At 72.3% G+C, this 23,775-nt stretch carries 21 protein-coding genes; 8 read left to right on the forward strand and 13 right to left on the reverse strand.

Features of this window, described 5'->3' with window-relative positions; translation table 11 throughout:
- The 4 genes from ABD207_RS05250 to ABD207_RS05265 all read right to left on the reverse strand — a co-directional run.
- The coding region (locus tag ABD207_RS05250) for a 2-oxoglutarate dehydrogenase E1 subunit family protein (RefSeq protein WP_344010397.1) at positions 1-253 on the reverse strand (253 nt) is incomplete at its 3' end.
- A gap of 291 nt (positions 254-544) precedes the next feature.
- Positions 545-1,657, reverse strand: coding sequence for a HAMP domain-containing sensor histidine kinase (locus ABD207_RS05255; protein ID WP_344010399.1), 1,113 nt, complete (start codon positions 1,655-1,657; stop codon positions 545-547).
- Positions 1,654-2,394 (reverse strand): response regulator transcription factor, encoded by a 741-nt coding sequence (locus tag ABD207_RS05260; protein ID WP_167998418.1) that lies wholly within the window; start codon positions 2,392-2,394, stop codon positions 1,654-1,656. The genes ABD207_RS05255 and ABD207_RS05260 overlap by 4 nt, the downstream gene beginning before the upstream one ends.
- A gap of 123 nt (positions 2,395-2,517) precedes the next feature.
- On the reverse strand, positions 2,518-3,231 hold the full coding sequence (locus ABD207_RS05265) for a spermine/spermidine synthase domain-containing protein (RefSeq protein WP_344010400.1): 714 nt from the start codon (positions 3,229-3,231) through the stop codon (positions 2,518-2,520).
- Between the two features lie 185 nt (positions 3,232-3,416).
- On the opposite strand from ABD207_RS05265, the gene lon reads away from it, so the two are divergent.
- Positions 3,417-5,831, forward strand: coding sequence for an endopeptidase La (gene lon, locus ABD207_RS05270; protein WP_344010401.1), 2,415 nt, complete (start codon positions 3,417-3,419; stop codon positions 5,829-5,831).
- Between the two features lie 118 nt (positions 5,832-5,949).
- Here lon and ABD207_RS05275 read toward each other — a convergent pair whose 3' ends face one another.
- Complete coding sequence (locus tag ABD207_RS05275; protein WP_344010403.1) at positions 5,950-6,777, reverse strand: lysozyme; 828 nt, start codon at positions 6,775-6,777, stop codon at positions 5,950-5,952.
- 234 nt (positions 6,778-7,011) lie between these two features.
- Here ABD207_RS05275 and ABD207_RS05280 point away from each other — a divergent pair, with 234 nt between their 5' ends.
- Positions 7,012-7,506 carry a MarR family winged helix-turn-helix transcriptional regulator gene (locus tag ABD207_RS05280; RefSeq protein ID WP_344010405.1) on the forward strand — a complete coding sequence of 165 codons (495 nt, stop codon included), beginning with the start codon at positions 7,012-7,014 and terminating at the stop codon, positions 7,504-7,506.
- A 16-nt stretch (positions 7,507-7,522) separates the two neighbouring features.
- On the opposite strand, the gene ABD207_RS05285 is transcribed toward ABD207_RS05280, so the two are convergent.
- Entirely contained in the window at positions 7,523-8,308 is a 786-nt protein-coding gene (locus ABD207_RS05285) for a hypothetical protein (RefSeq protein ID WP_344010407.1), read from the reverse strand.
- Positions 8,309-8,714: 406 nt separating this feature from the next.
- On the opposite strand from ABD207_RS05285, the gene ABD207_RS05290 reads away from it, so the two are divergent.
- Genes ABD207_RS05290 through ABD207_RS05310 form a run of 5 tightly spaced genes read left to right on the forward strand, consistent with a single transcriptional unit; the run spans position 8,715 to position 15,085 of the window.
- On the forward strand, positions 8,715-12,224 hold the full coding sequence (locus tag ABD207_RS05290) for a sensor histidine kinase (RefSeq protein ID WP_425580626.1): 3,510 nt from the start codon (positions 8,715-8,717) through the stop codon (positions 12,222-12,224).
- Complete coding sequence (locus ABD207_RS05295; protein ID WP_344010410.1) at positions 12,221-12,724, forward strand: roadblock/LC7 domain-containing protein; 504 nt, start codon at positions 12,221-12,223, stop codon at positions 12,722-12,724. Before ABD207_RS05290 ends, ABD207_RS05295 begins: the two co-directional genes overlap by 4 nt.
- Positions 12,721-13,167 carry a DUF742 domain-containing protein gene (locus tag ABD207_RS05300; protein ID WP_344000021.1) on the forward strand — a complete coding sequence of 149 codons (447 nt, stop codon included), beginning with the start codon at positions 12,721-12,723 and terminating at the stop codon, positions 13,165-13,167. Before ABD207_RS05295 ends, ABD207_RS05300 begins: the two co-directional genes overlap by 4 nt.
- The gene (locus ABD207_RS05305) at positions 13,148-13,804 is read left to right on the forward strand and encodes a GTP-binding protein (protein ID WP_344000023.1); all 657 of its coding nucleotides are present in this window, start codon (positions 13,148-13,150) and stop codon (positions 13,802-13,804) included. The genes ABD207_RS05300 and ABD207_RS05305 overlap by 20 nt, the downstream gene beginning before the upstream one ends.
- A 15-nt stretch (positions 13,805-13,819) precedes the next feature.
- Positions 13,820-15,085: a styrene monooxygenase/indole monooxygenase family protein gene (locus tag ABD207_RS05310; RefSeq protein WP_344010412.1), complete on the forward strand. Its 1,266-nt coding sequence runs from the start codon at positions 13,820-13,822 to the stop codon at positions 15,083-15,085.
- Here the strand turns inward: ABD207_RS05310 and ABD207_RS05315 are convergent.
- From ABD207_RS05315 to ABD207_RS05330, 4 genes are all read right to left on the reverse strand, one after another.
- Positions 15,049-16,212: a C40 family peptidase gene (locus ABD207_RS05315; protein WP_344010414.1), complete on the reverse strand. Its 1,164-nt coding sequence runs from the start codon at positions 16,210-16,212 to the stop codon at positions 15,049-15,051. The two genes, ABD207_RS05310 and ABD207_RS05315, sit on opposite strands and share 37 nt — an antisense overlap.
- A gap of 103 nt (positions 16,213-16,315) precedes the next feature.
- Positions 16,316-16,645 (reverse strand): hypothetical protein, encoded by a 330-nt coding sequence (locus ABD207_RS05320; RefSeq protein WP_344010416.1) that lies wholly within the window; start codon positions 16,643-16,645, stop codon positions 16,316-16,318.
- Positions 16,646-16,668: 23 nt separating this feature from the next.
- Entirely contained in the window at positions 16,669-17,313 is a 645-nt protein-coding gene (locus tag ABD207_RS05325; RefSeq protein ID WP_344010417.1) for a TetR/AcrR family transcriptional regulator, read from the reverse strand.
- A gap of 270 nt (positions 17,314-17,583) precedes the next feature.
- Positions 17,584-18,522, reverse strand: coding sequence for an AurF N-oxygenase family protein (locus ABD207_RS05330; RefSeq protein ID WP_344010418.1), 939 nt, complete (start codon positions 18,520-18,522; stop codon positions 17,584-17,586).
- A gap of 155 nt (positions 18,523-18,677) precedes the next feature.
- On the opposite strand from ABD207_RS05330, the gene ABD207_RS05335 reads away from it, so the two are divergent.
- Complete coding sequence (locus tag ABD207_RS05335) at positions 18,678-19,781, forward strand: ferritin-like domain-containing protein (protein WP_344010420.1); 1,104 nt, start codon at positions 18,678-18,680, stop codon at positions 19,779-19,781.
- Positions 19,782-19,831: 50 nt separating this feature from the next.
- On the opposite strand, the gene ABD207_RS05340 is transcribed toward ABD207_RS05335, so the two are convergent.
- Genes ABD207_RS05340 through ABD207_RS05350 form a run of 3 tightly spaced genes read right to left on the reverse strand, consistent with a single transcriptional unit; the run spans position 19,832 to position 23,683 of the window.
- Positions 19,832-21,289 (reverse strand): penicillin-binding transpeptidase domain-containing protein, encoded by a 1,458-nt coding sequence (locus ABD207_RS05340; protein WP_344010421.1) that lies wholly within the window; start codon positions 21,287-21,289, stop codon positions 19,832-19,834.
- The gene (locus ABD207_RS05345; protein WP_344010423.1) at positions 21,286-22,647 is read right to left on the reverse strand and encodes an FtsW/RodA/SpoVE family cell cycle protein; all 1,362 of its coding nucleotides are present in this window, start codon (positions 22,645-22,647) and stop codon (positions 21,286-21,288) included. The genes ABD207_RS05340 and ABD207_RS05345 overlap by 4 nt, the downstream gene beginning before the upstream one ends.
- A gap of 43 nt (positions 22,648-22,690) precedes the next feature.
- Positions 22,691-23,683, reverse strand: coding sequence for an SH3 domain-containing protein (locus ABD207_RS05350; protein WP_344010424.1), 993 nt, complete (start codon positions 23,681-23,683; stop codon positions 22,691-22,693).
- Positions 23,684-23,775 lie beyond the last annotated feature (92 nt).

Genomic DNA, 23,775 nt, shown 5'->3' on the forward strand with positions numbered 1-23,775 from the left:
GCTGAGCGGTGGGGGAGGTGCCCGCGGCCCCCGTGGCCGCGGTACCCGCCGGAGCCGAGGCGGAGGGCGCCCCTGGCTTGTAGTCGGCGAAGAAGTCCCACCAGGCTCGGTCCACCGAGTTCGGGTCCTGGAGGTACTGCTGATAGATCTCGTCGACGAGCCACTCGTTCGCACCGAACGCGGCCGCGGGGTTCTTGCCCGCTTGGTCGGTGTCGGTCGAGATGCTCGAGTTACTGGGGGACTGTGGCGACACGGCGGCAACCGCCCTCTTCCGCTTCACAAGGTGATGGACAGCGGAAATAAAGGCTACGCCCCCAGGCGCGAGAAGGTCAGGCCGGGCCCGTTCAACGTCGTGCAAGTCACATTGATCAGCGTGTTTCGGCGCGGGAAATGGCGGGAAACAAGCGAGGTTTTGCTTCTTCCGGCCGTATCAGGGATGCGTCGGCCGAGGCCCGTCGCGCGGCGCGCGCGGGTCCGTGGCTGATCACACGTGTCCGCCAGCGCGAACGCCTGTGGATCTTGAGGCTCCGGTTCGAACTTTACGTCAACTTTGCTGAGGCGGGCTGCCCGGAAGAGTGACAAGGATTCGGCAACCGCGCTCCGATTCGGCCACGCCGATCTTGCCGCCGTGCAGATCGACGGCCCAGCGGGCGATCGCCAGGCCCAGACCGGTGCCGCCGTCGCTGCCCGGGCCGTGCGGCCGGTTGACGCTGCCGCGGTTGAAGCGCTCGAAGACGCGGTGCCACTCGGCGCGCGGGATGCCCGGCCCCTCGTCGAGGACCTCCAGCTCCAGCGACTCCGGCTGCGGGCCGCGCCGCGCCTTCACCGTCACCCGGCCGTGCGGCGGGCTGTGCTTGACGGCGTTGTCGATGAGGTTGGCGACCACCTGGTGGATGCGCTCGGGGTCGGCGTGCGCGGTGAGCTCCGGGGGCGAGACGTCGAGGTGCAGATGGACGTCGGTGCGGGTGTGGCTGCCCGAGCCGCTGGCGATGCCGGCGCGGGCGGAGGCGACCAGGTTGGCCTCCTTGAGCACGCCCGACAGGTACGGCCACACCTCGAAGCGCCGCTGCTTGAGCGGGACCACGCCGTTGTCCAGGCGGGACAGGTCCAGCAGGGTCTCCACCAGGCGGCCGAGGCGCTCGGACTGCTTCAGCGCCGTGCGCATGGTCTCCGGGTCGGCCTCGGTGACCCCGTCGACGATGTTCTCCAGCACCGCGCGCAGGCCCGCGATCGGGGTGCGCAGCTCGTGCGAGACATTGGCCACGAGTTCCTTGCGGCGCCGGTCCTGGGCCTCCAGCTCGTCGGCCATGACGTTGATCGTCTGCGCCAGGTCGCCCAGCTCGTCCTTGCGGTTCACCTGGACGCGGCGGGTGTAGTCGCCCTGCGAGATCGAGCGGGCCACCGCGTTCATGTCGTCCAGCGGCGCGGTGAGCGAGTGCGCCACGAACTGGGTGATCAGCAGCGTGGCGATCATGGAGAAGACCATGATGAACCGCAGCTCGGTCTTGGTGTGCACCGCGATCATGGACAGACCGGTGGTGATCAGCACCGAGACGACCACCAGGGCGGCCAGCTTGGTCTTGATCGAGAACGGGCTGACCCCGGCCCGGGATCTGGGCGCCCCGCCACCTCTGCGCGCGGCCGGCCCGTCGCTCATGGCGTCGGCGTCTCCAGGGCGTAGCCCACGCCGTGCACGGTGCGGATGCGCTCGGCGCCGATCTTCCGGCGCAGCGCCTTGATGTGGCTGTCGACGGTCCGGGTGCCGGAGGCGTCCGCCCAGTCCCACACCTCGGCCAGCAGCTGCTCGCGGGAGAGCACCGCGCGCGGGGTGTTGGCCAGGCAGACCAGGAGGTCGAACTCGGTGGGCGTCAGGTGGACGTCCTCGCTGCGCACGCGCACCCGGCGCTGTGCGTGGTCGATCTCCAGCTCGCCGAGGCGCAGGATGCCGCTGCGCGGCGTGGTGGCCGCCAGCGCGGCCCGCTCCATGCGGCGCAGCAGTACGTGCACGCGCGCCGCCAGCTCGCGCATGGAGAACGGCTTCGTCATGTAGTCGTCGGCGCCGACGCCGAGGCCCACCAGCATGTCGGTCTCGTCGTCGCGCGCGGTGAGCATCAGCACCGGCACCGGCCGCTGCGCCTGCACCCGCCGGCAGACTTCCAGGCCGTCGAAGCCCGGCAGCATGACGTCGAGGATCAGCAGGTCGGGCTGCCATGCCTCCGCGGTGTCCACCGCGGACGGGCCGTCGCCCGCCGTCTGCACCAGGAATCCCTCGGCGCGCAGGCGGGTCGCGATGGCGTCCACGATCGTCGCGTCGTCCTCGACCACCAGGATCCGCCGCTGCGCGCCGGGTGTGGTCGCCGCCGTGCCGTTGTGGGAGGTGTGTGTCTGCTCCATCGCCCGCCCCTGAGGTGTGCTTTCCGGAATCCGTGGGGTGATCCGTGATCAGCGCAGGACTGCGCTTGACGCTTGAATGATCTGCGTCAGTGCAGCAGCGTACGGGGAGTCGCGGCGCCTTAGCTATCCAGGGCGTACGCCGAGGTGCACGACGTCCGGAACGCCCCGGGCAACGGGGATCTCTTCGGTACGCACCTGACGGAACCCGGCATTCCACAAGGTTTCTTCGAAATCCGCGGAGGGCTGCGCCGACCACACGGCGAGCACGCCCCGCGGCCTCAACGCCCGTGCGCAGGCCGCCAGTCCGGCCGGCGAGTAGAGCCCCTCGTTGTCCTCGGTGACCGTCCAGTCGGGGCCGTTGTCGATGTCGAGACACAGGGCGTCGAACGTGGCGTATGTCTCATGGACGTAGGTGATCAGGTCCGCCTCGACGATCTCGGTGCGCGGGTCGGCGAGCGCCTCGGCGGAGAGCGTGCCGAGCGGGCCGGTGCGGTGCCAGTCGATGACCGCCGGTTCCCGCTCCACCACGGTGATCCGTCCCCAGCGGCGGTCCGCGGCGGCGTGTGCGAGCGAGAAGCCGACGCCCAGCCCGCCGATCAGGACGTGCGGAGCCGGGCGCGGCTCCTCCCCGGCGCGCCGGTCGGCGGCGTCCAGCTCGGCCAGGGCCGCGTCGACCAGCCGCCGCTCCGAGCGGCCGTCGGAGGTGTCCATCAGGAAGCAGCCGTTGGCGATGATCTGCAGCAGGCCGCCGTGCCTGCGCAGCACGACCTCGCCGTACGGCCCCTCGCGGCGGTCCAGGACTTCGGGCGCATCGGGAATGTCGTACGGGGTGGACATCCGTTCATCTTGGCAGGCCCCGCATGCCGCCCGGGGCGACCGTTTCCCCCGTACGGGTGATCGCCCGTACGGGGGATCACCTCCTCGCCCGGATGATCGCTGTGAGCGAACAAACCTTGGGGAACATTCTGGGGCTCACGAGCATTGAGCCGGTGTAGCTCAACTTGACTGCCGAAGGGACGATCATGGCTGCTGAGTCCACACCGCTCGCCCTGCCCGTGCTGCCGCTCGACGACGAGGTCGTGCTGCCCGGGATGGTGGTCCCGCTGGACCTGAGCGACTCCGAGGTGCGCGCGGCTGTGGAGGCTGCGCAGGCCGCAGCCCGGAACGAGCCGGGCAAACCGAAGGTGCTCCTGGTCCCCCGCATCGACGGCACCTACGCCGGCACCGGCGTCCTGGGCACCGTCGAGCAGGTCGGCAGGCTCGCCGACGGCGACCCCGGCGCCCTCATCCGCGCCCGGACCCGTATCAGGATCGGCGCGGGCACCACCGGGCCCGGGGCGGCGCTGTGGGTGGAGGGCACCCCGATCGAGGAGCACGTGCCCGACCCGCTGCCCGGCCAGGTCACCGAGCTGGTCAAGGAGTACAAGGCCCTCGCCACCTCCTGGCTGCGCAAGCGCGGCGCCTGGCAGGTGGTCGACCGGGTCCAGGCGATCGACGACGTCTCCACGCTCGCCGACAACTCCGGCTACTCGCCGTTCCTGACCACCGAGCAGAAGGTGGCGCTGCTGGAGACCACCGACCCGGTGGCCCGGCTGAAGCTGGCCACTCAGCAGCTGCGCGACCACCTCGCCGAGCAGGACGTGGCCGAGTCCATCGCCAAGGACGTCCAGGAGGGCGTCGACAAGCAGCAGCGCGAGTTCCTGCTGCGCCGCCAGCTGGAAGCCGTGCGCAAGGAGCTGCGCGAGCTCAACGGCGAGGCGGAGGGCGACGAGTCCGACGACTACCGTGCCCGCGTCGAGGCCGCCGACCTGCCGGAGAAGGTGCGCGAGGCCGCGCTCAAGGAGGTCGACAAGCTGGAGCGCGCCTCCGACCAGTCCCCCGAGGGCTCCTGGATCCGCACCTGGCTCGACACCGTCCTCGAGATGCCGTGGAACGAGCGCACCGAGGACTCCTACGACATCCGGGCCGCCCAGGAGGTGCTGGACGCCGAGCACTCCGGCCTGGAGGACGTCAAGGAACGGATCATCGAGTACCTGGCGGTGCGCAAGCGGCGTGGCGAGCGGGGCCTCGGTGTGGTCGGCGGGCGGCGCGGCGGGGCCGTGCTCGCCCTGGTCGGGCCGCCCGGCGTCGGCAAGACCTCGCTCGGCGAGTCCGTCGCCCACGCGATGGGCCGCAAGTTCGTGCGCGTCGCCCTCGGCGGCGTCCGCGACGAGGCCGAGATCCGCGGACACCGGCGCACCTACGTGGGCGCGATGCCCGGCCGGATCGTGCGGGCCATCAAGGAGGCCGGGTCGATGAACCCGGTGGTGCTGCTCGACGAGATCGACAAGGTGGGCTCGGACTTCCGGGGCGACCCGGCCGCCGCCCTGCTCGAGGTGCTCGACCCGGCGCAGAACCACACCTTCCGCGACCACTACCTGGAGGTCGAGCTCGACCTGTCCGACGTGGTCTTCCTGGCCACCGCCAACGTCCTGGAGGCCATCCCGGAGGCGCTGGCCGACCGCATGGAGATCGTCCGCCTGGACGGCTACACCGAGGACGAGAAGATCGTCATCGCCCGCGAGCACCTGCTCCCGCGGCAGCTGGAGCGCGCGGGACTCGCCCAGGACGAGGTCACCATCGAGGACGGCGCGCTGCGCAGGCTCGCCGGTGAGTACACGCGCGAGGCCGGCGTGCGCAACCTGGAGCGCTCCATCGCACGGCTGCTGCGCAAGGTGGCCGCCCAGGTCGAGCTGGGCGAGCGGGAGCTGCCGTTCACCATCACCGAGGCCGACCTGCGTCCGCTGATCGGCCGCCCGCACCACGTGCCCGAGTCCGCCCAGGACCCGGCCGAGCGCCGCACCTCTGTCCCCGGTGTCGCCACCGGGCTCGCGGTGACCGGCGCCGGCGGCGACGTGCTCTACGTGGAGGCGTCGCTGGCCGACCCGGAGACGGGCGCGGCCGGGGTGACGCTGACCGGGCAGCTGGGCGACGTGATGAAGGAGTCCGCGCAGATCGCGCTGAGCTTCCTGCGCAGCCACGGCGCCGAGCTGGAGCTGCCGGTCGGCGACCTGAAGGACCGGGGCGTGCACATCCACTTCCCGGCGGGCGCGGTCCCCAAGGACGGCCCCAGCGCCGGCATCACCATGACAACGGCCCTCGCCTCGCTGCTGTCGGGCCGGCTGGTCCGCACCGACGTGGCGATGACCGGCGAGGTCTCGCTGACCGGGCGAGTGCTGCCCATCGGCGGGGTGAAGCAGAAGCTGCTCGCCGCCCACCGGGCGGGCATCAAGACCGTGATCATCCCCAAGCGCAACGAGCCCGACCTGGACGACGTGCCCGAGGAGGTGCTGGACAAGCTCGACGTCCGCACCGTCACCGACGTCCGCCAGGTCCTCGAACTGGCGCTGTCGCCGGCCACCAACGGCACGGCGCCCGAGGTTCCGGTCGCCGCGTGACGGAGGTGACCGGATGAGGGGAGGCCCGGGTCCCGTGAGGGAGGCCCGGGCCTTCACCTTGCTGTGCCGTGCATCCGCCGGCCGGACGACGGGGGCGGGTGTGCCGTGCCGCCGCCGCTCAGGTGCCCAGGGCCAGCCTCCGCAGCTGGTCGAGGCTGCCGTTGAAGCGGTCGTGGTCGCCGACCGTGGGACCGGTCGAGGTGTACTGCCACATCGTGTAGTGGCTCCAGCCCGCCGGCAGCTCGCCCGCGGTGGAGGCGTACCGGGCGATCCACAGCGGAGTGGTGGAGGCGAAGCCGGAGTAGTTGCCGGTGCACTGCTTCCACCAGCTGGTCGAGGTGTAGAGCACCGGGTTGCGGCCGGTGCGGGCCCGGTACTGGTTCATGAAGTCACGGATCCAGCTCACCATCGAGCTGGTCGACTTGCCGTAGCAGTCGTCCCCGTACGGGTTCCACTCCATGTCCAGCGCGCCCGGCAGGGTACGGCTGTCGGCGGACCAGCCGCCGCCGTGGTCGACGAAGTAGTTCGCCTGGGTGGCGCCGCTGGAGGTGTCGGGCGTGGCGAAGTGGTACGCGCCGCGGATCATCCCGGCGTCGTACGAACCGCCGTACTGCTGCGAGTAGTAGGGATTCCGGTAGTACGTCCCCTCCGTGGCCTTGGCGTAGGCCCAGCGGACGCCGCTGCTCCACAGGGTCGGCCAGGCCACATTGCCCTGGTGGCTGGAGACGTCCACGCCCTCGGCCTGCGCCGCGCGCTCGACGGGCAGGCCGCCCCGGCCGTCGTGGGGCACCACGCCCATGCCCATGTAGGCGGAGCCGCGGGGCGGGACGGCGGGCGGGGACTCGGCCGCGGCGGCCAGGTGGGGCAGGGAGAGGACGGCGAGCAGGGCCGCGACCACGGCCGTGAACGCCCGTAACCCGGGCAGTCCGGATATGCGTTCGGGCATGAAGCACCTCCGTCGGTGGGGGGAGCCAGGCGCTGACACGTGTCAGCCGCCGCCCGTGCGGCGGGCATGCCGCGTCCGCGCCTGGTGAAGGGAAAGCTGCGCACGCAGACCGTGCAGCGGGAAGGGGGTCCGGGCGCTGCCGTTGGTCTACGCCTGCGAAATACTTACCGGGCAGCATCGATGTCGCCACTTGGCGAAAACTTTCACGAGCGGGAAACCTAGGCAGGGGCTGACGTGCAGGAAGACGGAAACGGCAGCGCGGGGCGCGCCGCGTCCCCGGCGCCCGGAAGCGGCGCGGACCAGCCCGGGTTCCTCGCGCTGGAACGGGAGTTGACCGTCCTGTTGCGGCGCGCCCGGGCCAACCAGGGGGAGATGGCCAGGGAGGTCCACCCGGATCTGGAGTCCTCCGCGTACGGGCTGCTCGTCCGGTTGGATGAATGCGGCCGGCAGCGGGCCACCGAGCTCGCCGCCTACATCGGCGTCGGCAAGGCCACCATGTCGCGTCAGCTGCGCGCACTGGAGGAGCTGGGGCTCGTCGCCCGCGAGCCCGATCCGGCCGACGGCCGCGCCTGGCTGGTCGCGCTCACCCAGGAGGGTCAGGACCGGGTCCGCAGGGTCCGCGAGGCGCGCCGCGCGCGCTACGCCGGACGGCTGGCGGACTGGGACCCGCAGGAGGTGGCCGAGCTGGCGCGGCTGCTGGGGGAGCTGAACCGGAGCATGGAGAAGTAGCCGAAGCCCGGCCGCCTCACAGCTCCACGAACACCGCCGTCGCGTCGTCGTGGCGCTTGCCGCGGCCGGGGACGGTGCCCTCGGCCCCGTTCCGTTCCAGGTCGCGCACCCGGTCCACCAGGGCCTGTGGGCCCTCCTTGCGGACCAGGGCCAGGCAGTCGGACCAGTCGCCCTGCGCAAAGCGCTCCACCCAGCGGGCGGCGCCGTCCGTCAGGGCGAGCAGGGCACGTACCTGCCCGCGCGGCAGCGAACCGGTGACCGCGCGCGCCGCCACCGACGGGTCCGCCGCGGCCGTGAAGAAGCCGCCCTCCTTGTTACGCACCGTGGCGTCCACCAGGGCGTCCGTGGCCAGCGCCGAGCGGGGCAGCAGGGACAGCCGCTCGTCGAGCAGCGGGGTGACCGCGCCCGCCGGCGACTCGGCCAGCAGCACCGAGTCGGACAGGACGAGATAGTCCACCGAGGCCGGTGACCAGCGGGCCAGCACGACCGTGGCCTGGGGCGTACGAGGGTGAGAAAGGTCACAACTGCCGGCGTGGCTCTCGGCCGTCCTGGAAATGGCTTCGGCCAGCACCTCGGTCAGGGGAACATCCGGGAGCGAAACGGTCAGTTCCGTCAGTGCCCCGCCCAGCCGGGCCGTGAACCAGGGGACCGAATGCAGACAGCCCGTCCCGGTCCTCGGCGGCGTCACCCCGTCCAGGACGACGAGCGCACCGCCCTGTCCCGAGGCCGGAAGTCCGACGCTCGCGAAGTCCTCGTTGGGGCGATCCGGGTCACCGGGTTCCGAAACAAGCTCCGTACGCATCCGGCCAGTCTGCACGACCCCTTCACAAGGGTCGCAAGAGGCTGGCAACGTCCGCCGAATCCTCGCTCTCGTGCAGGTCAGCCGCCCACTTTGGGGCGGAATGCTGTGCTCCGGGAAGGTGTGACGGCGAATCCTGCCACCGCCCGGCCCGGACGTCCAACCGGCGTTCCGCGCAAGGCCGCTGCATCGGACAGCGGAACTTGCCCCCCAACTCACGTCCGATGTTCACTCCTTCGAGTGGCGGGTCAGGTGATGCGCATCCACTGCCCACTGGCACTGCAAGGGTCGGGGAGCGATGGGGCGCCTCGCGGCCCGAACACGGTCGACGGCTCGGGGCAGGCGTCCGCGCCCGTTGACGGAGCGTCACCCGGGCCCACGGGTACACGAGTCAGGAATGCGAGCACCGGTGCAGAAGACGCGGCCTCGTGGCACAGGCAAGCAGACGACCCCCACCGGGGGCACGGAGCAGAAGCCCACCGTCGGCAGGGGCCGCCCCACACATGTACGTAACCGGCTCATCGTCGCCGTGGCCGTGGTGGCCGCCGCGATCGCCGGTGCGGGCACCCCCTCGCTGCTCACCGCCTCCGGGCAACTCGGCGACGCCCAGGAGCTGGTGACGCTCTCCGAGCAGACCCAGAACGCCCTCACCCTCGCCCACTCCCTCGCCGACGAGCGGGACGAGGTCACCTCCTTCATCGCCGCCGGCCGCCCCCGGTCCAAGGCGCCGTCCGAACAGCACAGCGCCCGCGTCGACCGGCAGGTCGACGAACTGCGCGCGGACAGCGACACCACCGACGAACTGCGCGACGACCTCGACGCCATCGCCGCCGTCCGGCGGGCCGCGCTGACCGGCAAGAGCAGCGCGCTCGAGGCCCACCAGGCCTACTCGACCGCGATCAACGAACTGCACCGGCTCGCGGAGCGGCTCGCGGAGAAGACCCCGCCCCGCGCCGGCTCCGGCGCCCACGCGCTCGCCGAGCTGGACTCCGCCGTCCAGCAGGCCGCCGCCGCCCGCGGCCTGCTGCTGGCCGCGCTCAGCGTGCCGCGCAGCACCACGACCGTGATCGACCCGGTCACCGGACTGCCCACCACGTCCACCGGCGCCGGCTCCGCCGACACCAAGCGCCGCGACGCGCTCACCGCCGCCGCCGTCCAGGCCCGGCTGCGCTCGGACGCCGCACTCGCCGACTTCCGGGAGACCGCGCCCAAGTCCGCGCGCACCTCCTACGACTCCACCGTGACCGGGCCCGAGGTCAACTCCGCCGAGAAGTACCTGGCCCGGCTCACCGACCAGCCGGCGCTCTCCGAGTCCGAACTCGGCACCGACCCCAAGAAGCTGCGCGCCGCCCTCACCGCGCGCATCGACATGATGCGCGGCGTGGAGTCCGCGCTGTACGAGCAGCGCAGCAGGGAACTCGCGCAGCTCAGGGACGACGACGTCACCGCGCTGGAGATCCGCGTGGCGATCCTCGGCGCGCTGATGCTGCTGGCCGTCGGCATCGCCACGGCCATGGCCCGCACCCTGACCCGCCCGCTGTCGGTGCTGCGGCGCGGCACCGCGCGCCTCGCCGAGGCCGAGGACCCGGCCAGCCAGGAGCCGGTCGCCTTCACCGGCCGCAACGACGAGTTCGCGCAGGTCGTCCGCTCCGTGAACGCGCTGCACGCGCACGCCGCCCAGCTCGCCGAGCGGATCGCCACGCTGGAGGCCGACCGCAAGCACCTGGTGGGCCAGCGGCAGAAGATGGCCGACGCCCGAGAGGAGCTGCGGGCCGAACTCGCCGACGCCACCGCCAGGCTGGAGCGGCACCGTGCGGCCATCGGCGGCACCTTCGTCAACCTGGCGCTGCGCACCCTCGGCCTGGTGGAGCGTCAGCTGAGCGTCATCGAGGGCCTGGAGGAGCGCGAGCAGGACCCGGACCGCCTCTCCACCCTGTTCAAGCTCGACCACTTCGCCACGGTGATGCGCCGCCACAGCGAGAACCTGCTGGTCCTCGCCGGCGCCGAGCACGGCCAGCAGACGGCGGGCCCGGTCCCGCTGGTGGACGTGGCACGGGCCGCCGTGAGCGAGATCGAACGCTACGAGCGGGTCCGGATCGCGGCCCTGCCGCCGCATGCGCACATCGTCGGGTTCGCCGCGGACGACCTGTCCCACCTGCTCGCCGAACTCCTCGAGAACGCCACCTCCTTCTCCCCGCCGGACCTGCCCGTCGAGGTCTCCGGCTGGCTGCTGGAGAACGGCGAGGTCATGCTCTCCGTCCAGGACGAGGGCATCGGCATGACCGCCGAGCGGCTGGAGCGGCTCAACGCCCGCCTTTCCGACTTCGACCCGGAGGCCGGCTACGACGCGGAGGGCGAGGACGGCCTCGGCCTCGGCCTGTACGTGGTGGCCCGGCTCGCCCAGCGCCACGGGGTGCGGGTCCAGCTGCGGGCGCAGAAGCAGGGCGGCGTGGCCGCGGTCGTGGTCCTCCCCAAGGCGTTGCTGGCCGACGACAAGGCGGCGGTCCCCAGCTCCGCCCCCGTCAAGGGCGCCCACCACGGCGTCCACCTCCCCGGCGCCGGCGCCGAGGCCAACTCCAACGTCCTGCACGGCCGCACCGAGCAGGGCGACCGCATGGTCGCCCTGGCCGAGAAGGCGGTGCGCCGCCGGGAGGCGGAGGAGCGGCAGCAGGAGGCCGAGGACGCCACGGAGCCGGCGGCGGGGACCGCGGAGCCGGCGGCGCAGCAGGCGACGGGCGGGAAGACGGACGAGGGGCCCTCGGACACCGGAGTGACCGGGAAGCCCGGCGCGGAGTCCGGCGCGGAGCCCGGAGACGGCCGGTCCGCGGAGGCCCAGGAGGCGTCGTCCGTGGAGGACGACGAAGCGGCGAAGCCTGCGGAGGACGTCGAGAAGTCCGCTACCGGGTCCGCCCGGAGCGCCGAGTCCCCGCAGCCCGGTGGGGAGTTCGAACTACTCCGGCCCACGGATGCGGACCGGGACCGGCTCGGGAAGCCCGGCGACGACGACCGCTCCGCGGAGCACGGCCGGAACGCCGACGGCGAGGACCGCGGGGACATCGACACCGAGCCCCGTTCCGACGCGGCCGGCGAGCACGGCGGACGCGCCGGCGGTGAGCGCGCGCAGAGCGCCGCCCGGAGCGAGGCGGGCGAACGCGCCGCGGAGCCCTCGGCGGATGCGCCCGTGCAGCCCGCCGAGACCACCATGGAGCTGCTGCTGCCCCTGACGGACCGGCCCGCCGATGCGCCCGAGCAGCCGGAAGCGCAGGAAGAGGAGCGTGCAGCGACCGCCGAGGAGGCCGCCCCTGCCGCCGCCACCCGCACCGGCACCGGCGACTGGACCCTCCCCGGTGCGTCCGCCGAGCCCTCCGGCGAGCGGACGCCCGGCGACGGCACCGCGTCCGCCACCGGTGCCTGGAGCGCTCCCGGCGACACTCCGCGTACCGAGCAGCAGGCCCGGCCCGACGAGCCCGCCCAGCCGCTGTCCGAGCGCAGCGGGGACGAGCAGCCGGCGCGCGCGGAACTCCCGACGCGCCCGGTGCCCGGCACCGGCGCATCCGACCAGGCGACGCGCTCCGGGCTGCCCAAGCGGCCCGTCTCCGACGGCCCCGAGGACGAGCACGCCCGGGTGCCCGACGGCTCCGGCGAGGAGGAGGCCGTGACCGCCAAGGGCCTGCCCAAGCGGACGCCGAAGATCACCGCGCCCGTCTCCGTGCCGCGGCCGCGCACCGGCGGTGTGGACGCGGAGGCGCTGCGCCGGCGGCTCGGCGGCTTCCGGCGCGGCGCGGAGGCCGGACGCCGGGACGTCGAGGCGGAGATCGCGGAGAACACCGGACGTCATCTGCGGCCGGACCAGACCACATCCACTTCTGGCACATCCGAGGAAGCAACGGGGGGCACCGTCGAGGAGGCAAGCAGTTGACTGCGCCCAGTACCTTCGGACTGAGCAGTGAGGCCCGCAATCTGCACTGGCTGCTGAGCAACCTGGTCGAGGAGGTGCCCGGCATCCTCTCCGTCGCGGTGGTCTCCTCGGACGGCCTGCTGCTCCTCTCCTCCGACTCCGCGCACGTCGCCGAGGCCCGCGAGGCCCGCACCCGGCAGCGCACCGGCCCCCGCGGCTCCGCCGCCGACCTGGCCACCGTCGTCTCCGGCATCGGCAGCCTCACCGTGGGCGCCGCCCGGCTGATGGACTACGGGCCCGTGAAGCACACCATGGTCGCCATGGACGAGGGCAGCCTGTTCGTGATGTCGATCAGCGACGGCTCACTGCTCGGTGTGCACGGTTCCGCGGAGTGCGACATGAGCGTCGTGGCGTACCACATGGCCCTGTTCGTCGGCCGGGCCGGCCATGTGCTCACCCCCGAACTCCGCAGCGAACTGCGCAAGTCCCTGGAGAACGAGTCCACCGGGAGTCCCCGATGAGCAGCACGTCCAGGAAGCACCTCCCCATGCGGGGTGCCGACCGCAAACCCGCCCGGGTGCGCCCGTACTCGCTCACCGGCGGCCGCACCCGCTTCGGGCACGTGCTGCTCGTCGAGACTTTCGTGGGCGCCACCGCCGCGGCGACGGCCGGCGGCGGCACGGCCGCCCTGGACGCCGCCGACGAGCGGCGGGAACTGACGAGCGGTTCGCTGGCGGCGATCATGCCGGAGATGCGGGCCATCGTCGAACTGTGCCGCCGGATGCGTACGGTGGCCGAGATCGCCGCGCTGCTGAAGATGCCGCTCGGCGTGGTCCGCGTGCTGCTCAGCGACCTCGCGGACCAGGGAAAGATCCGTGTGTACGGCACCGGTACGGGCCACGGCACGGGCCGTCCGGACCGCGCTCTGCTGGAAAGGGTGCTCAGTGGACTCCGCCGTCTCTGACGTCTCCGACGCCACGCGAGGCGTCTCCGACTCCCCGCTCGTCACCGCGCCCGAGGAGCCGATGCAGCCCTGGCAGGGGGACCGCACCCGCGCACCCATCGCGACCAAGATCGTGGTGGCGGGCGGTTTCGGCGTCGGCAAGACCACGCTGGTCAGTTCGGTCTCGGAGATCACGCCGCTGCAGACCGAGGCGCTGATGACCGAGGCGAGCGAGGAGACCGACGACCTCACCGGCACGCCGGACAAGCGCACCACCACCGTGGCCATGGACTTCGGCCGCATCACGCTCGACGACGACCTGGTGCTGTACCTTTTCGGCACCCCGGGCCAGCAGCGCTTCTGGTTCATGTGGGACGACATCGTGCGCGGTGCGATAGGCGCCGTCGTCATGGCCGACACCCGGCGTCTGAAGGACTGCTTCCCGGCGCTCGACTACTTCGAGAGCTGCGGACTGCCGTATGTCGTCGCGGTGAACCACTTCGACGGCAGCGAGCTGTACGAACCGGAGGACGTGCGGGAGGCGCTCACGATCCCCGCGCACATACCTGTCATGATCATGGACGCGCGCCGCCGGATCTCGGTCATCGAGACCCTTCTGTCCCTCGTGGGCCACGCGCTCGACGAAACCCCCGAGTAGGAGGCATCCCAACTTATGCGGAAGATACTCGTCGTCGGAGCCGGGCAGTCCGGACTCCAGCTCGCCCTCGGCCTCCAGTCCCACGGATACGAGGTCACCCTGATGTCCAACCGGACCGCGGACGAGATCCGTACCGGCAGGGTGATGTCGACGCAGTGCATGTTCCACACCGCCCTCCAGCACGAGCGTGACCTGCAGCTGAACTTCTGGGAGTCCCAGGCCCCGAAGATCCAGGGTCTCGGCGTCTCGGTGGCGGCACCCGGCTCGTGGGAGCCCGGTCCGACCCAGCGGGCGATCGACTGGCTCGGCAGGCTCGCCGACGGCTACGCGCAGTCGGTCGACCAGCGGGTGAAGATGGCCGGCTGGATGGAGACCTTCGCCCAGCGCGGCGGCCAGCTCGTCATCCACGGCGCGGCGGTCGGCGACCTCGACTACTTCTCCCGCACCTACGACCTGGTGCTGGTTGCGGCGGGCAAGGGCGAGCTGGTGCAGATGTTCGCCCGCGACCCGGAGCGCTCCCCCTACAGCGAGCCGCAGCGCGCCCTCGCCGTCGCCTATGTGCACGGCCTGGGCCCGCGCCCGGAGCACCCGGACACCGAGGCGGTCCGCTGCAACCTGGTGCCCGGCGTCGGTGAGATGTTCATCATGCCGACGTTCACCACCTCGGGCCGCGCCGACATCCTGTTCTGGGAGGGCATACCCGGCGGCCCGCTGGACGTCTTCAAGGACGTCAAGGACCCCTCGGAGCACCTCTCCCTGACCCTGGAACTCATGGAGAAGTACCTCCCCTGGGAGTACGCGCGGGCCACCAAGGTCGAACTGACCGACGCGAACGGCACCCTGGCCGGCCGTTACGCGCCGACCGTGCGCAAGCCCATCGGCCGGCTCCCCAGCGGCGGCCTGGTCCTGGGCGTCGCCGACGTGGTCGTCGCCAACGACCCGATCACCGGCCAGGGCTCCAACTCGGCGTCCAAGTGCGCCGCCGCCTACCTGGCGTCGATCCTCGAGCACGGCGACAAGCCGTTCGACGAGGAGTGGATGCAGCGGACCTTCGACCGCTACTGGGAGACGGCCCGCCACGTCACCAAGTGGACCAACGCCATGCTGGCCCCGCCGCCGGAGCACGTGCTGAACCTGATCGGTGCCGCCGGCCAGCTCCAGCCGGTCGCCGACCGCTTCGCCACCGCCTTCAACGACCCGTCGGACTTCGAGAACTTCTTCTACGAGCCGGAGAAGACCGAGGCCTACCTCAAGGAGGTCGCGGAGGCCGCCGGCGCGTAAGACGGGCCCGTGTCCGGACCGAGCGTGGCCCCCTCGGGAAGCTCCGGCGGCTCGTAGTGCCGCAGGGGCTTCCCGGACGGGTCGGGGCGTACGGCGCCCAGGACGGGGCCGGGGCCGGCGACGGGGGAGACCTTGATCCGCGCGCCCGGCCGGGGCGCCTGGATCACCTTGCCGTCGCCGAGGTAGAGCGCGACATGGGTGGCGTCCGGGAAGTACACCACCAGGTCGCCGGGGCGCAGCTGCTTCAGCGGGATCCGCTTCAGCCGGGCCCACTGCTCCTGGCTGGTCCGGGGAACGGGTGTACCGGCCGCGTCCCAGGCCCCCGAGGTCAGCCCGGAGCAGTCGTAGGCCGCCGGGCCCTGCGCCCCCCACTCGTACGGCTTGCCCACCTGCCGCACGGCGTAGTTCACCGCCCGTGCACCGGCCGCGGTGGGCGCCGAGACCGCACCCATGGCGGGCAGGACGCCGGAGGTGACCAGCCTCTGCTGCTCCGCGTCCGCCTCGGCGCGCTCCAGCTCGTCCAGCGCGGCCACCTCCTCGGGGCTGAGCGAGGCGATCAGCTCCTCCACCTCGCGCAGCCGCCCGCGCACCTCGTCGCGCTCCTTGCGGCGCCGCTCGGCGAGGGCGCGCTGCGCGTCGAGCGCCTTGCGGGCCTTGCGCGCCAGCTCGGTGGCCTTCTGCGCATCGCCGGTCAGCCGGCCCACCGTCCGCGCCCGCTGCCGGGCCAGCTGCCCGATCACCTGCCCCTGGTCGAGGACTCCCCGCGCGTCCCGGGCGAGCAGCAGCCGCAGATAGGGGGAGAGGTCGCTGCGGCTCTGGTACTGCTGCCGGGCCAGCCGTCCGGCGGTGCTGCGGCTGTCGTGCAGGGAGTGCCGGGTGCGGGCCAGGGCGCCCTGAAGCCGCTTGGCCAGGGCGCGCTGCTTCCTCAGCCGTTCCTCGGTGGCGTTGTACGCCTCGGTGGCCTTCTCCGCCTCCCGGTACAGCCGCTGAAGCTCCGTCAGCAGCCGTGCCGCGCTGCGCTCTCCGGACGCCGGAGGCGCCGGGGCGGCCGCCGCCGGCATCGGCGCGAGCACGGTCCCGGCCGCCACCGCTGCCGAACACACCAGACGCAGAAGCACTCCTGACACGACGTCACCTCCGATGCGGGACGGCCCCTCCGCTCCGCATCGCGAGCATCAGACGGCTTGTCGTACCCCGCTCGCCGAGTGTGCGCGGTTCGGCGCAACCGGGTCACCCGTCCGCGTCGTCCGGCTTGCCCTTCGGCGTGGCGTCTGGATCAGCGGCCTCCCGCGGTGCCGAGGGCCGCGACCACGGCCACCTCGGGCGGCGGGACGGGGCGCCCTCCGGGGCGTAGACGTACTTCCACCCCCGGCTCAGGCCCGTCCGCCCGCCGCCCCCGCGCGGCGTCCGCACATACACCAGCACCGTGGGCGGTCCGCCGTCCGGCGCCGGCACGGGAATGCGGTACGTCTTGGGCGGGTGCCCGGTGATGCCCAGCAGGACGGGCAGGACACGGCCGTCCATGGGCCCGCCCTCGAAGGGGGTGTCTTCGCTCTTCACGCCACCAGTGTCCCGCCCCGCGCTCAGAGGTCCGCGGCCAGCACCCGGAACAGGGCCTCCGTCTGGGCGTCGCGCCGGGCCGTGACTTCCAGCGCGGCCACGAACTGCTCCACCAGCCAGTCCCGCAGCTCGTCCGCGGGCGGCTGCTTGCCCTCGTCCAGCCAGATCAGCGAGGCCGCCTCCACCGCGGTGATCCACATGCGGATGGTCATGCGCAGCCGGGGGCCGGGGTCGGGCACCTCCAGGTGGCTGAGGATGTTGTCGGCGGCGGCCCGGCGCACCCCGTCGACGATCGCCGTCGTCCGGGAGGTCTCGACGACGCTGCCGCCCTGCAGCAGGGCGCTGAAGCCGGTGTCGTGCTCGTCGACGAAGGCGAGATAGCGGTCGAGGGCGCGGGAGAGGCGGGGGAGCAGGGGGCCCTCGTGCGGCTCGTCGAAGCAGTGCTGCAGCTCGTCGGCGGCGGAGCGCAGCGCGGCCTCGTAGAGCTGCTGCTTTCCGCCGGGGAAGTAGCGGTAGACCAGGGGGCGGGACACTCCGGCCGCCTCGGCCACGTCGTCGAGGGAGATCTCCTCCGGTGGGTGGTGCGCGAAGAGGTCCAGCGCGGCGGTCAGCAGCTGGCTGCGGCGCTCCTCGACGCTGAGTCGCCGGTAGGCGGGGGCGGCGGTCATGGGTTGCAGGGTAATCGCCGCAGGCCGGTCCGGTCGCGCCTGGCGGGGGCCGTGCGGTGGCCTCCCGCGCCCGGGCTACCCGTACGCGCCTGAGCCCGGGAGTCCCGTGCGCGCCCGGGCCCGGGAGTCCCGTGCGCGCCTGAGCCCGGGAGTCCCGTGCGCGCCCGGGCCCGGGAGTCCCGTGCGCGCCTGAGCCCGGGAGTCCCGTGCGCGCCCGGGCCCGGCAGGCCGGCAGACCGGCGGACCAGCTGACCGGCGGACGGAAGGTCCCTAGGCCAGCAGGCCCGACGACTTCCACAGCCGCCGGCCCACTCCGCGCAGTACGCCGATGTCGTCCAGGAAGTCCGTCAGGCGCTTCGCGCCCGTCTGCATCACCTCGCGGCGGTGGGCGCTCGCCTTGACCTGCGCCATGGCCTCGCGCTTGTCCAGGCCCACGTTCGTGTAGACCTCGGGGTTGACGAAGGCGACGGAGAAGACGCGGGCGAACTCGCCGGAGGTGAGCCGGGTGAACTCCTGGGACCACCTGGGGGCGGTCACCATCTGCCGGCGCAGCTCCTCGCGGGCGTAGCGGACGTGGCGGGACTCCTCCACCACATGGATGCGGGTGACGCCCCTGATCAGCGGCTGGACCCGCTCGTCGGGGAAGGTGAGCCGCTGCATCCAGTCCAGCACCTCCTCGCCGAGCAGCGTGGCGGTGAAGGAACCGGGCGTGGTGGAGATCGTCTTGAACAGGCGGCCCAGGTTGTGGTGGATCCGGCTCACCGGGTACCAGGGCGTGTCACCGCGGCTGATCACCCGGGCGAACATCTTCGAGTGCCGGCACTCGTCCTCGATCTCGGTGAGCGCGTACCGCACATGCGCGCTGGTGGCCGCCTTGTCGTAGATGTGCCGCACCAGCAGCTGCATCAGGATCAGCTCGAACCAGATGCCGAGCGAGGCCAGCGCCGCCGCCTCGTGCTGGGAGAGCAGGATGCGCTGCTCCTCGCTCATCCGCTTCCACAGCGGCGTGCCGTACAGCGAGACCAGCTCCGGCGGCCAGAACCACTTGCCCTCCTCGAAGGGCGCGTCCCAGTCCAGCTCCTTGTCCGGGTCGAAGGAGTGCCGGGCGGACGCCTCCAGCAGCCGCTGGGCCACCTGCTCCCGGTCCTTGAGCAGTCCGAGTGCGTCGCGCATGCCGTCGAGCGCGTCGGCGTCCGTGAGGGTCGTCATGACTGTCCCACCTCGTCGTACCGGATCGGCGGGTGCCCGGCGTGACTCACCCGTCCTGTCTGACTCGGTCTTATGAGACTGCCCGTCAGCAAGCCCGTCAATCCCTCGCGCAGTACTTGTTGACCCCGCGTCTACTCCGTGTGAGCCTGCGAGACATGCCCACCTTCGACCGCTACGCCACCGAACCGGGTGATTCCCACTGGCAGGTGCCCGCCACCGGCGCGGCCCGCTTCAGCTGGGAGTACGACGACGGCCGGGAACGGCTGCTCGCCCTCTACCAGAAGGGCAAGGACAAGCAGTGGGACGGCCAGAAGCGGATCGACTGGGACCTGGAGGTCGATCCGTACGACCCGCTCGGCACCCCCGACGAGTCCATGAGCCTGTACGGCACCAGACACTGGGACAAGCTCAGCGACCGGGACCGGGGCGAGCTGCGCCGGCACTACGCCTCCTGGCAGTTCAGCCAGTTCCTGCACGGAGAGCAGGGCGCCATGGTCTGCGCCGCCCGGATCGTGGAGTCGGTGCCGGACCTGGACGCCAAGTTCTACTCGGCGACCCAGGTGATGGACGAGGCCCGGCACGCCGAGATCTACGGCCGCTTCCTGCACGAGAAGATCGGGCTGCTCTACCCGATCAACGACAACCTCCAGTCCCTGCTCGGCGACACCCTGCGGGACTCCCGCTGGGACATGCCCTACCTCGGCATGCAGGTGCTGATCGAGGGCCTGGCGCTGGCCGCCTTCGGCATGATCCGGGACACCACCGACAAGCCGCTGCCGCAGCAGATCCTCGCCTACGTGATGCAGGACGAGGCCCGCCATGTCGCCTTCGGCCGGATGGCCCTGCGCGACTACTACAAGCAGCTCACCGACGCCGAACTGCGCGAGCGCGAGGAGTTCGTCATCGAGGGCTGCTACCTGATGCGGGACCGGCTGCGCGGCGTCGAGGTGCTGGAGAACTTCGGCGTGCCGAAGGCCGAGGCGGAGGAGTACAGCGAGCGCTCGGAGTTCCTCGCCCTGTTCCGCAGACTGCTGTTCAGCCGCATCGTGCCCTGCGTCCGGGACATCGGCCTGTGGGGCAGACGCCTGCAGCAGGCGTATGTCGACATGGGCGTGCTGGAGATGGGCGACGCAAGCCTGGACCAGCTGATGCGCCAGGACGAGGAGATCGCCGAGAAGCTGGACGCGGAGCGCTTCGCGGCGGAGGAACGGGAGCGGGTCGCGGAGGTCGAGGCGGCGATCGAGGCGGGCAGCAGCTAGGGCAGCGCCCGCTCCTGGGTCGCTCCTGGCGTGCCGCGGCCCGGTACGTCTCAGGGCTCGAGCACCGCCTCCATCACGGACCGGGCGATCGGGGCCGCCGTGCCGCCGCCGCTGATCTCCCGGCGGTTGGCCGCCGCGTCCTCGACCACCACCGCCACCGCCACCCTCGGCTGGATGTCGCTGCGGTCCTGCGCCCAGCCCACGAACCAGGCGTACGGCGTACCGGAGTTGCCCAGGCCGTGCTGGGCGGTGCCGGTCTTGCCGCCGACCACGGCGCCGGGGATCGCGGCCCGTTCCCCGGTGCCCTTCTCCACCACGCCCCGCATCAGCTGCTGCAGCCGCATCGCCGTGCCCGGCTGCATCGCCCGCCGGACGGGGCGGGAGCCGCCCGAGGAGACCGTGCCGCCGCTCGCCCGGGTGGTGCGCTCCACCAGATACGGCTCGCGCACCTGCCCGCCGCTCGCCACCGCCGCCGCCACCATCGCCATCTGCAGCGGTGTCGCCCGCGTGTTGTACTGCCCGATCGAGGCCAGCGCCAGCTGCGCCCGGTCCACCGTGGTGTCGAAGGTGCTGCGGGCCACCGGGAACGGGATGCGCAGATCCTCGTCGTTGAAGCCGAAGGCGTGCGCCGTCGACGCCATGTCCTTCAGCCCCGTCCTCACCCCCAGCTTGGCGAAAACCGTGTTGCAGGAGAGGGTGAAGGCCTCCCGCAGCGAGGCGTCCTCGCAGCCCCGCGCCCCGTTGGTCAGCCGGGTCGTGGTCCCCGGCAGCACATACGGGTCGGGCGAGTCGGTCGGCTCGTCCAGGTCGCCGGCCACCCCCGCCTCCAGCGCCGCCGCCGCGGTGATCACCTTGAACGTCGAGCCCGGCGGATACGTCTGCCGCACCGCCCGGTTCAGCAGCGGCTTGTCCGGGTCGGCGTTCAGCCGCTGCCAGGCGGTCCGCGCCGTCTCCCCGTTGCCCGACAGCAGTTCCGGGTCGTAGGAGGGCAGGGACACCAGGGCCAGGATCCGCCCCGTGGCGGGCTCCACCGCGGCCACCGCGCCCTTGCGGGAGCGCAGCCCCTCGTACGCCGCCCGCTGCGCCGCCGGGTGGATCGTGGTCTCCACGTCGCCGCCCGCGTTGCGGGAGCGGGTGAACTCGTTCCACAGCGGCAGCGGCGCCAGCACCGGGTCCGTGCCGGACAGCAGGGCGTCCTCGGTGTGCTCCAGCAGCGTCGTGCCGTACTCCTGCGAGGCGAAGCCGGTCACCGGCGCGTACAACGGCCCGTCGCGGTAGGTCCGTTCGTAGCGCAGATGCTCCGCGGTGTCCCGGGAGCCGGTGACCGGGCGGCCGGCGACCAGGATGTCGCCGCGCGGCTGGTGGTAGCGGGCGATGGTGTCGCGGCGGTTGGCCGGGTTGTCCCGGTAGGTCTCGGCCAGCAGGAGCTGCACCCGCGCGGCGTTCACCAGCAGCGCCACCAGCAGCAGGGCGCAGAACGCGGCCGCGTGCCGGATGTACCGGGTCACCGGCGCCCACCTCCGTCCGCCCGGCGGCGCGCGGAATGGCTCAGCCGGACCAGCAGGGCCACGATCGCCCAGTTGGTGACCACCGAAGAGCCGCCCTGCGCCAGGAACGGCATCGCCATCCCGGTCAGCGGGATCAGCCCGGTCACCCCGCCCGCGATCACGAACACCTGCAGCGCCACGATCGAGGAGAGCCCCACCGCCAGCAGCTGCCCGAACGGATCCCGCAGCGCCAGGCCCGTCCGGTAGCCGCGGTCCACCAGCAGCCCGTAGAGCAGGAAGATCGCGGACAGCCCGGCCAGACCGAGCTCCTCACCGGCGGTGGCCAGGATGAAGTCCGACTTGACGGCGAATCCGATGAGCACCGAGTGCCCGAGGCCCAGGCCGGTGCCGAGCAGCCCGCCCTCCGCGAAGGCGAACAGCGACTGGGCTAGCTGGTTCGGTCCCTCGCCGGCCTCGATGGAGGAGAACGGGTGCAGCCAGGTCTCGATCCGGCCGTGCACATGCGGCTCGAGCCGGCCCACCGCCACCGCCCCCAGCGAGGCCAGCAGCAGACCGACGGCGATCCAGCCCGCTTTGCCGGTGGCGACGTACAGCAGCACCACGAACAGGCCGAAGAACAGCAGCGAGGTGCCGAGGTCCCGCTCCAGCGCGAGCACGCCCACGCTCACCAGCCAGACGGCGAGAATCGGGCCCAGCACCCGGCCGGTGGGCAGCTGCAGCCGCCAGACGCGGCGGCCGGAGTACGTCAGCGCCTTGCGGTTGTCGGCCAGGTACGCGGCGAAGAACACCGCGAGCAGCACCTTCGCGAACTCGCCCGGCTGGATGGAGAAGCCGGCCACCCTGATCCAGATGCGGGCCCCGTTCACCGCCGGGAAGAGGATCGGCACGGTGAGCAGGATCAGCGCGGCGGCCACGCACAGCCGGGTGCAGCGCTGCAGCACCCGGTGGTCGCGCAGCACCAGGATCACCACGATGAACAGCGCCACGCCCAGCGTGGACCACACCAGCTGGGTGGGGGCCGCCCGGTCGTGCGGCGTCTCCAGGTCCAGCCGGTAGATCAGCACCAGGCCCAGTCCGTTGAGCAGCACGGCGATGGGCAGCAGCAGCGGGTCGGCCCACGGGGCGCGGAACCGCACCGCCAGATGGGCGACCAGCGCGAGCACGCCGAGCCCGGCGCCGTAGCCGGCGGCGCCGGGCGGGACGGAGCCGTTCCTGGCGAGTCCGACGGCGCAGTAGCCGTAGACCGACAGCAGGACGGCCAGGAGGATCAGGGCCAGTTCGATGCCACGGCGCCGGGGGAGACGGACGGGGGGCGCGGACGTCTCCGCCGCCGCCAGGGTGATTCCGGCCTTGCTCATGTCCGGAACCTACCCAAGTGCCGTGAGTTGCGAGCTTTGCCGGTCAGCACCAGCGTGGCGCCGGCCCGATGTTCTCGATGTAGCGGGCCGCACCCCAGGCCCAGGTGCCGTCGGTGAGCAGGTACCACAGCGGGTTGCCGTCCACCCGGTCGCCGGGGGCCTTGCAGAAGATGGAGACCACCTCGCCCCGGTGGACGTAGCGGATGACCTGCGAACCCCGGGTCGGGGCGGTGCGCAGCGCCAGCCGGTCCGCGGTGACGCGGCCCTTGAACTCGCCCTGGTCGTCGTGGTGGCCGCCGGACTGGTTCGACTGGTTGCCCCAGTCGCCGTTGCCGCCACCGCCGCCGGACTGGTTGGACTGGTTGCCCCAGTCGCCGTTGCCGCCAGCGCCGGACTGGTTGGACTGGTTGCTCCAGTCGCCGCCACCGCCGCCGTTCTGGACGTTGCCGTTGCCGCCGCTCTGCTGGCCCCAGCCGCCCCCGCCGCTCTGGTGGTTGGAGCCTTGCTGGTTGCCGGACTGCTGGTGGTTGGAGCCTTGCTGGTTGCCGGACTGCTGGTGGTGCGAGCCCTGCTGGTTGCCGGACTGCTGCTGGTTCGAGCCCTGCTGGTAGCCGCCCTGTTGCTGTGTGCTGCCCTGCTGCTGGCCGCTCTGCTGGTTACCGCCTTGCTGGTAGCCACCCTGCTGCTGGCCGGTCTGCTGGTTGCCGGCGCCCTGCTGGTGGTTCGAGCCTTGCTGGTAGCCGCCCTGCTGTTGGTTCCCGCCCTGCTGTTGGCCGGACTGCTGCTGGCCGCCCTGCTGATTGCCCCCTTGCTGCTGATTGCCCCCCTGCTGGTTCCCGCTCTGCTGGTTGCCGCCGGTGTCGCCGCTCTGCTGCTGGCTCCAGTGGTTGTTGTTGCTGCTGCTGTTGCTGTTGGCGTTGCCGCCACCACCGTCGTCTCCGCCGTCACTGGCGACGGCGGGGGTGATGGCGGCCGCGACGGCCAGCGCGCCGGCGGCGAGCGCTATGGGCAGTCGACGGGGAGAGCGCAGGGACATGGCAGTACCTCCATATGAGGGACGAACGTGTCGAAGGTGACTTGTCGCCACATGTCGTCACACTAGGAGCGCCTGCAGCGGTACCGCCCGCC

It is taken from the genome of Streptomyces thermospinosisporus (assembly GCF_039526425.1).
GTDB lineage: Bacteria > Actinomycetota > Actinomycetes > Streptomycetales > Streptomycetaceae > Streptomyces > Streptomyces thermocarboxydovorans.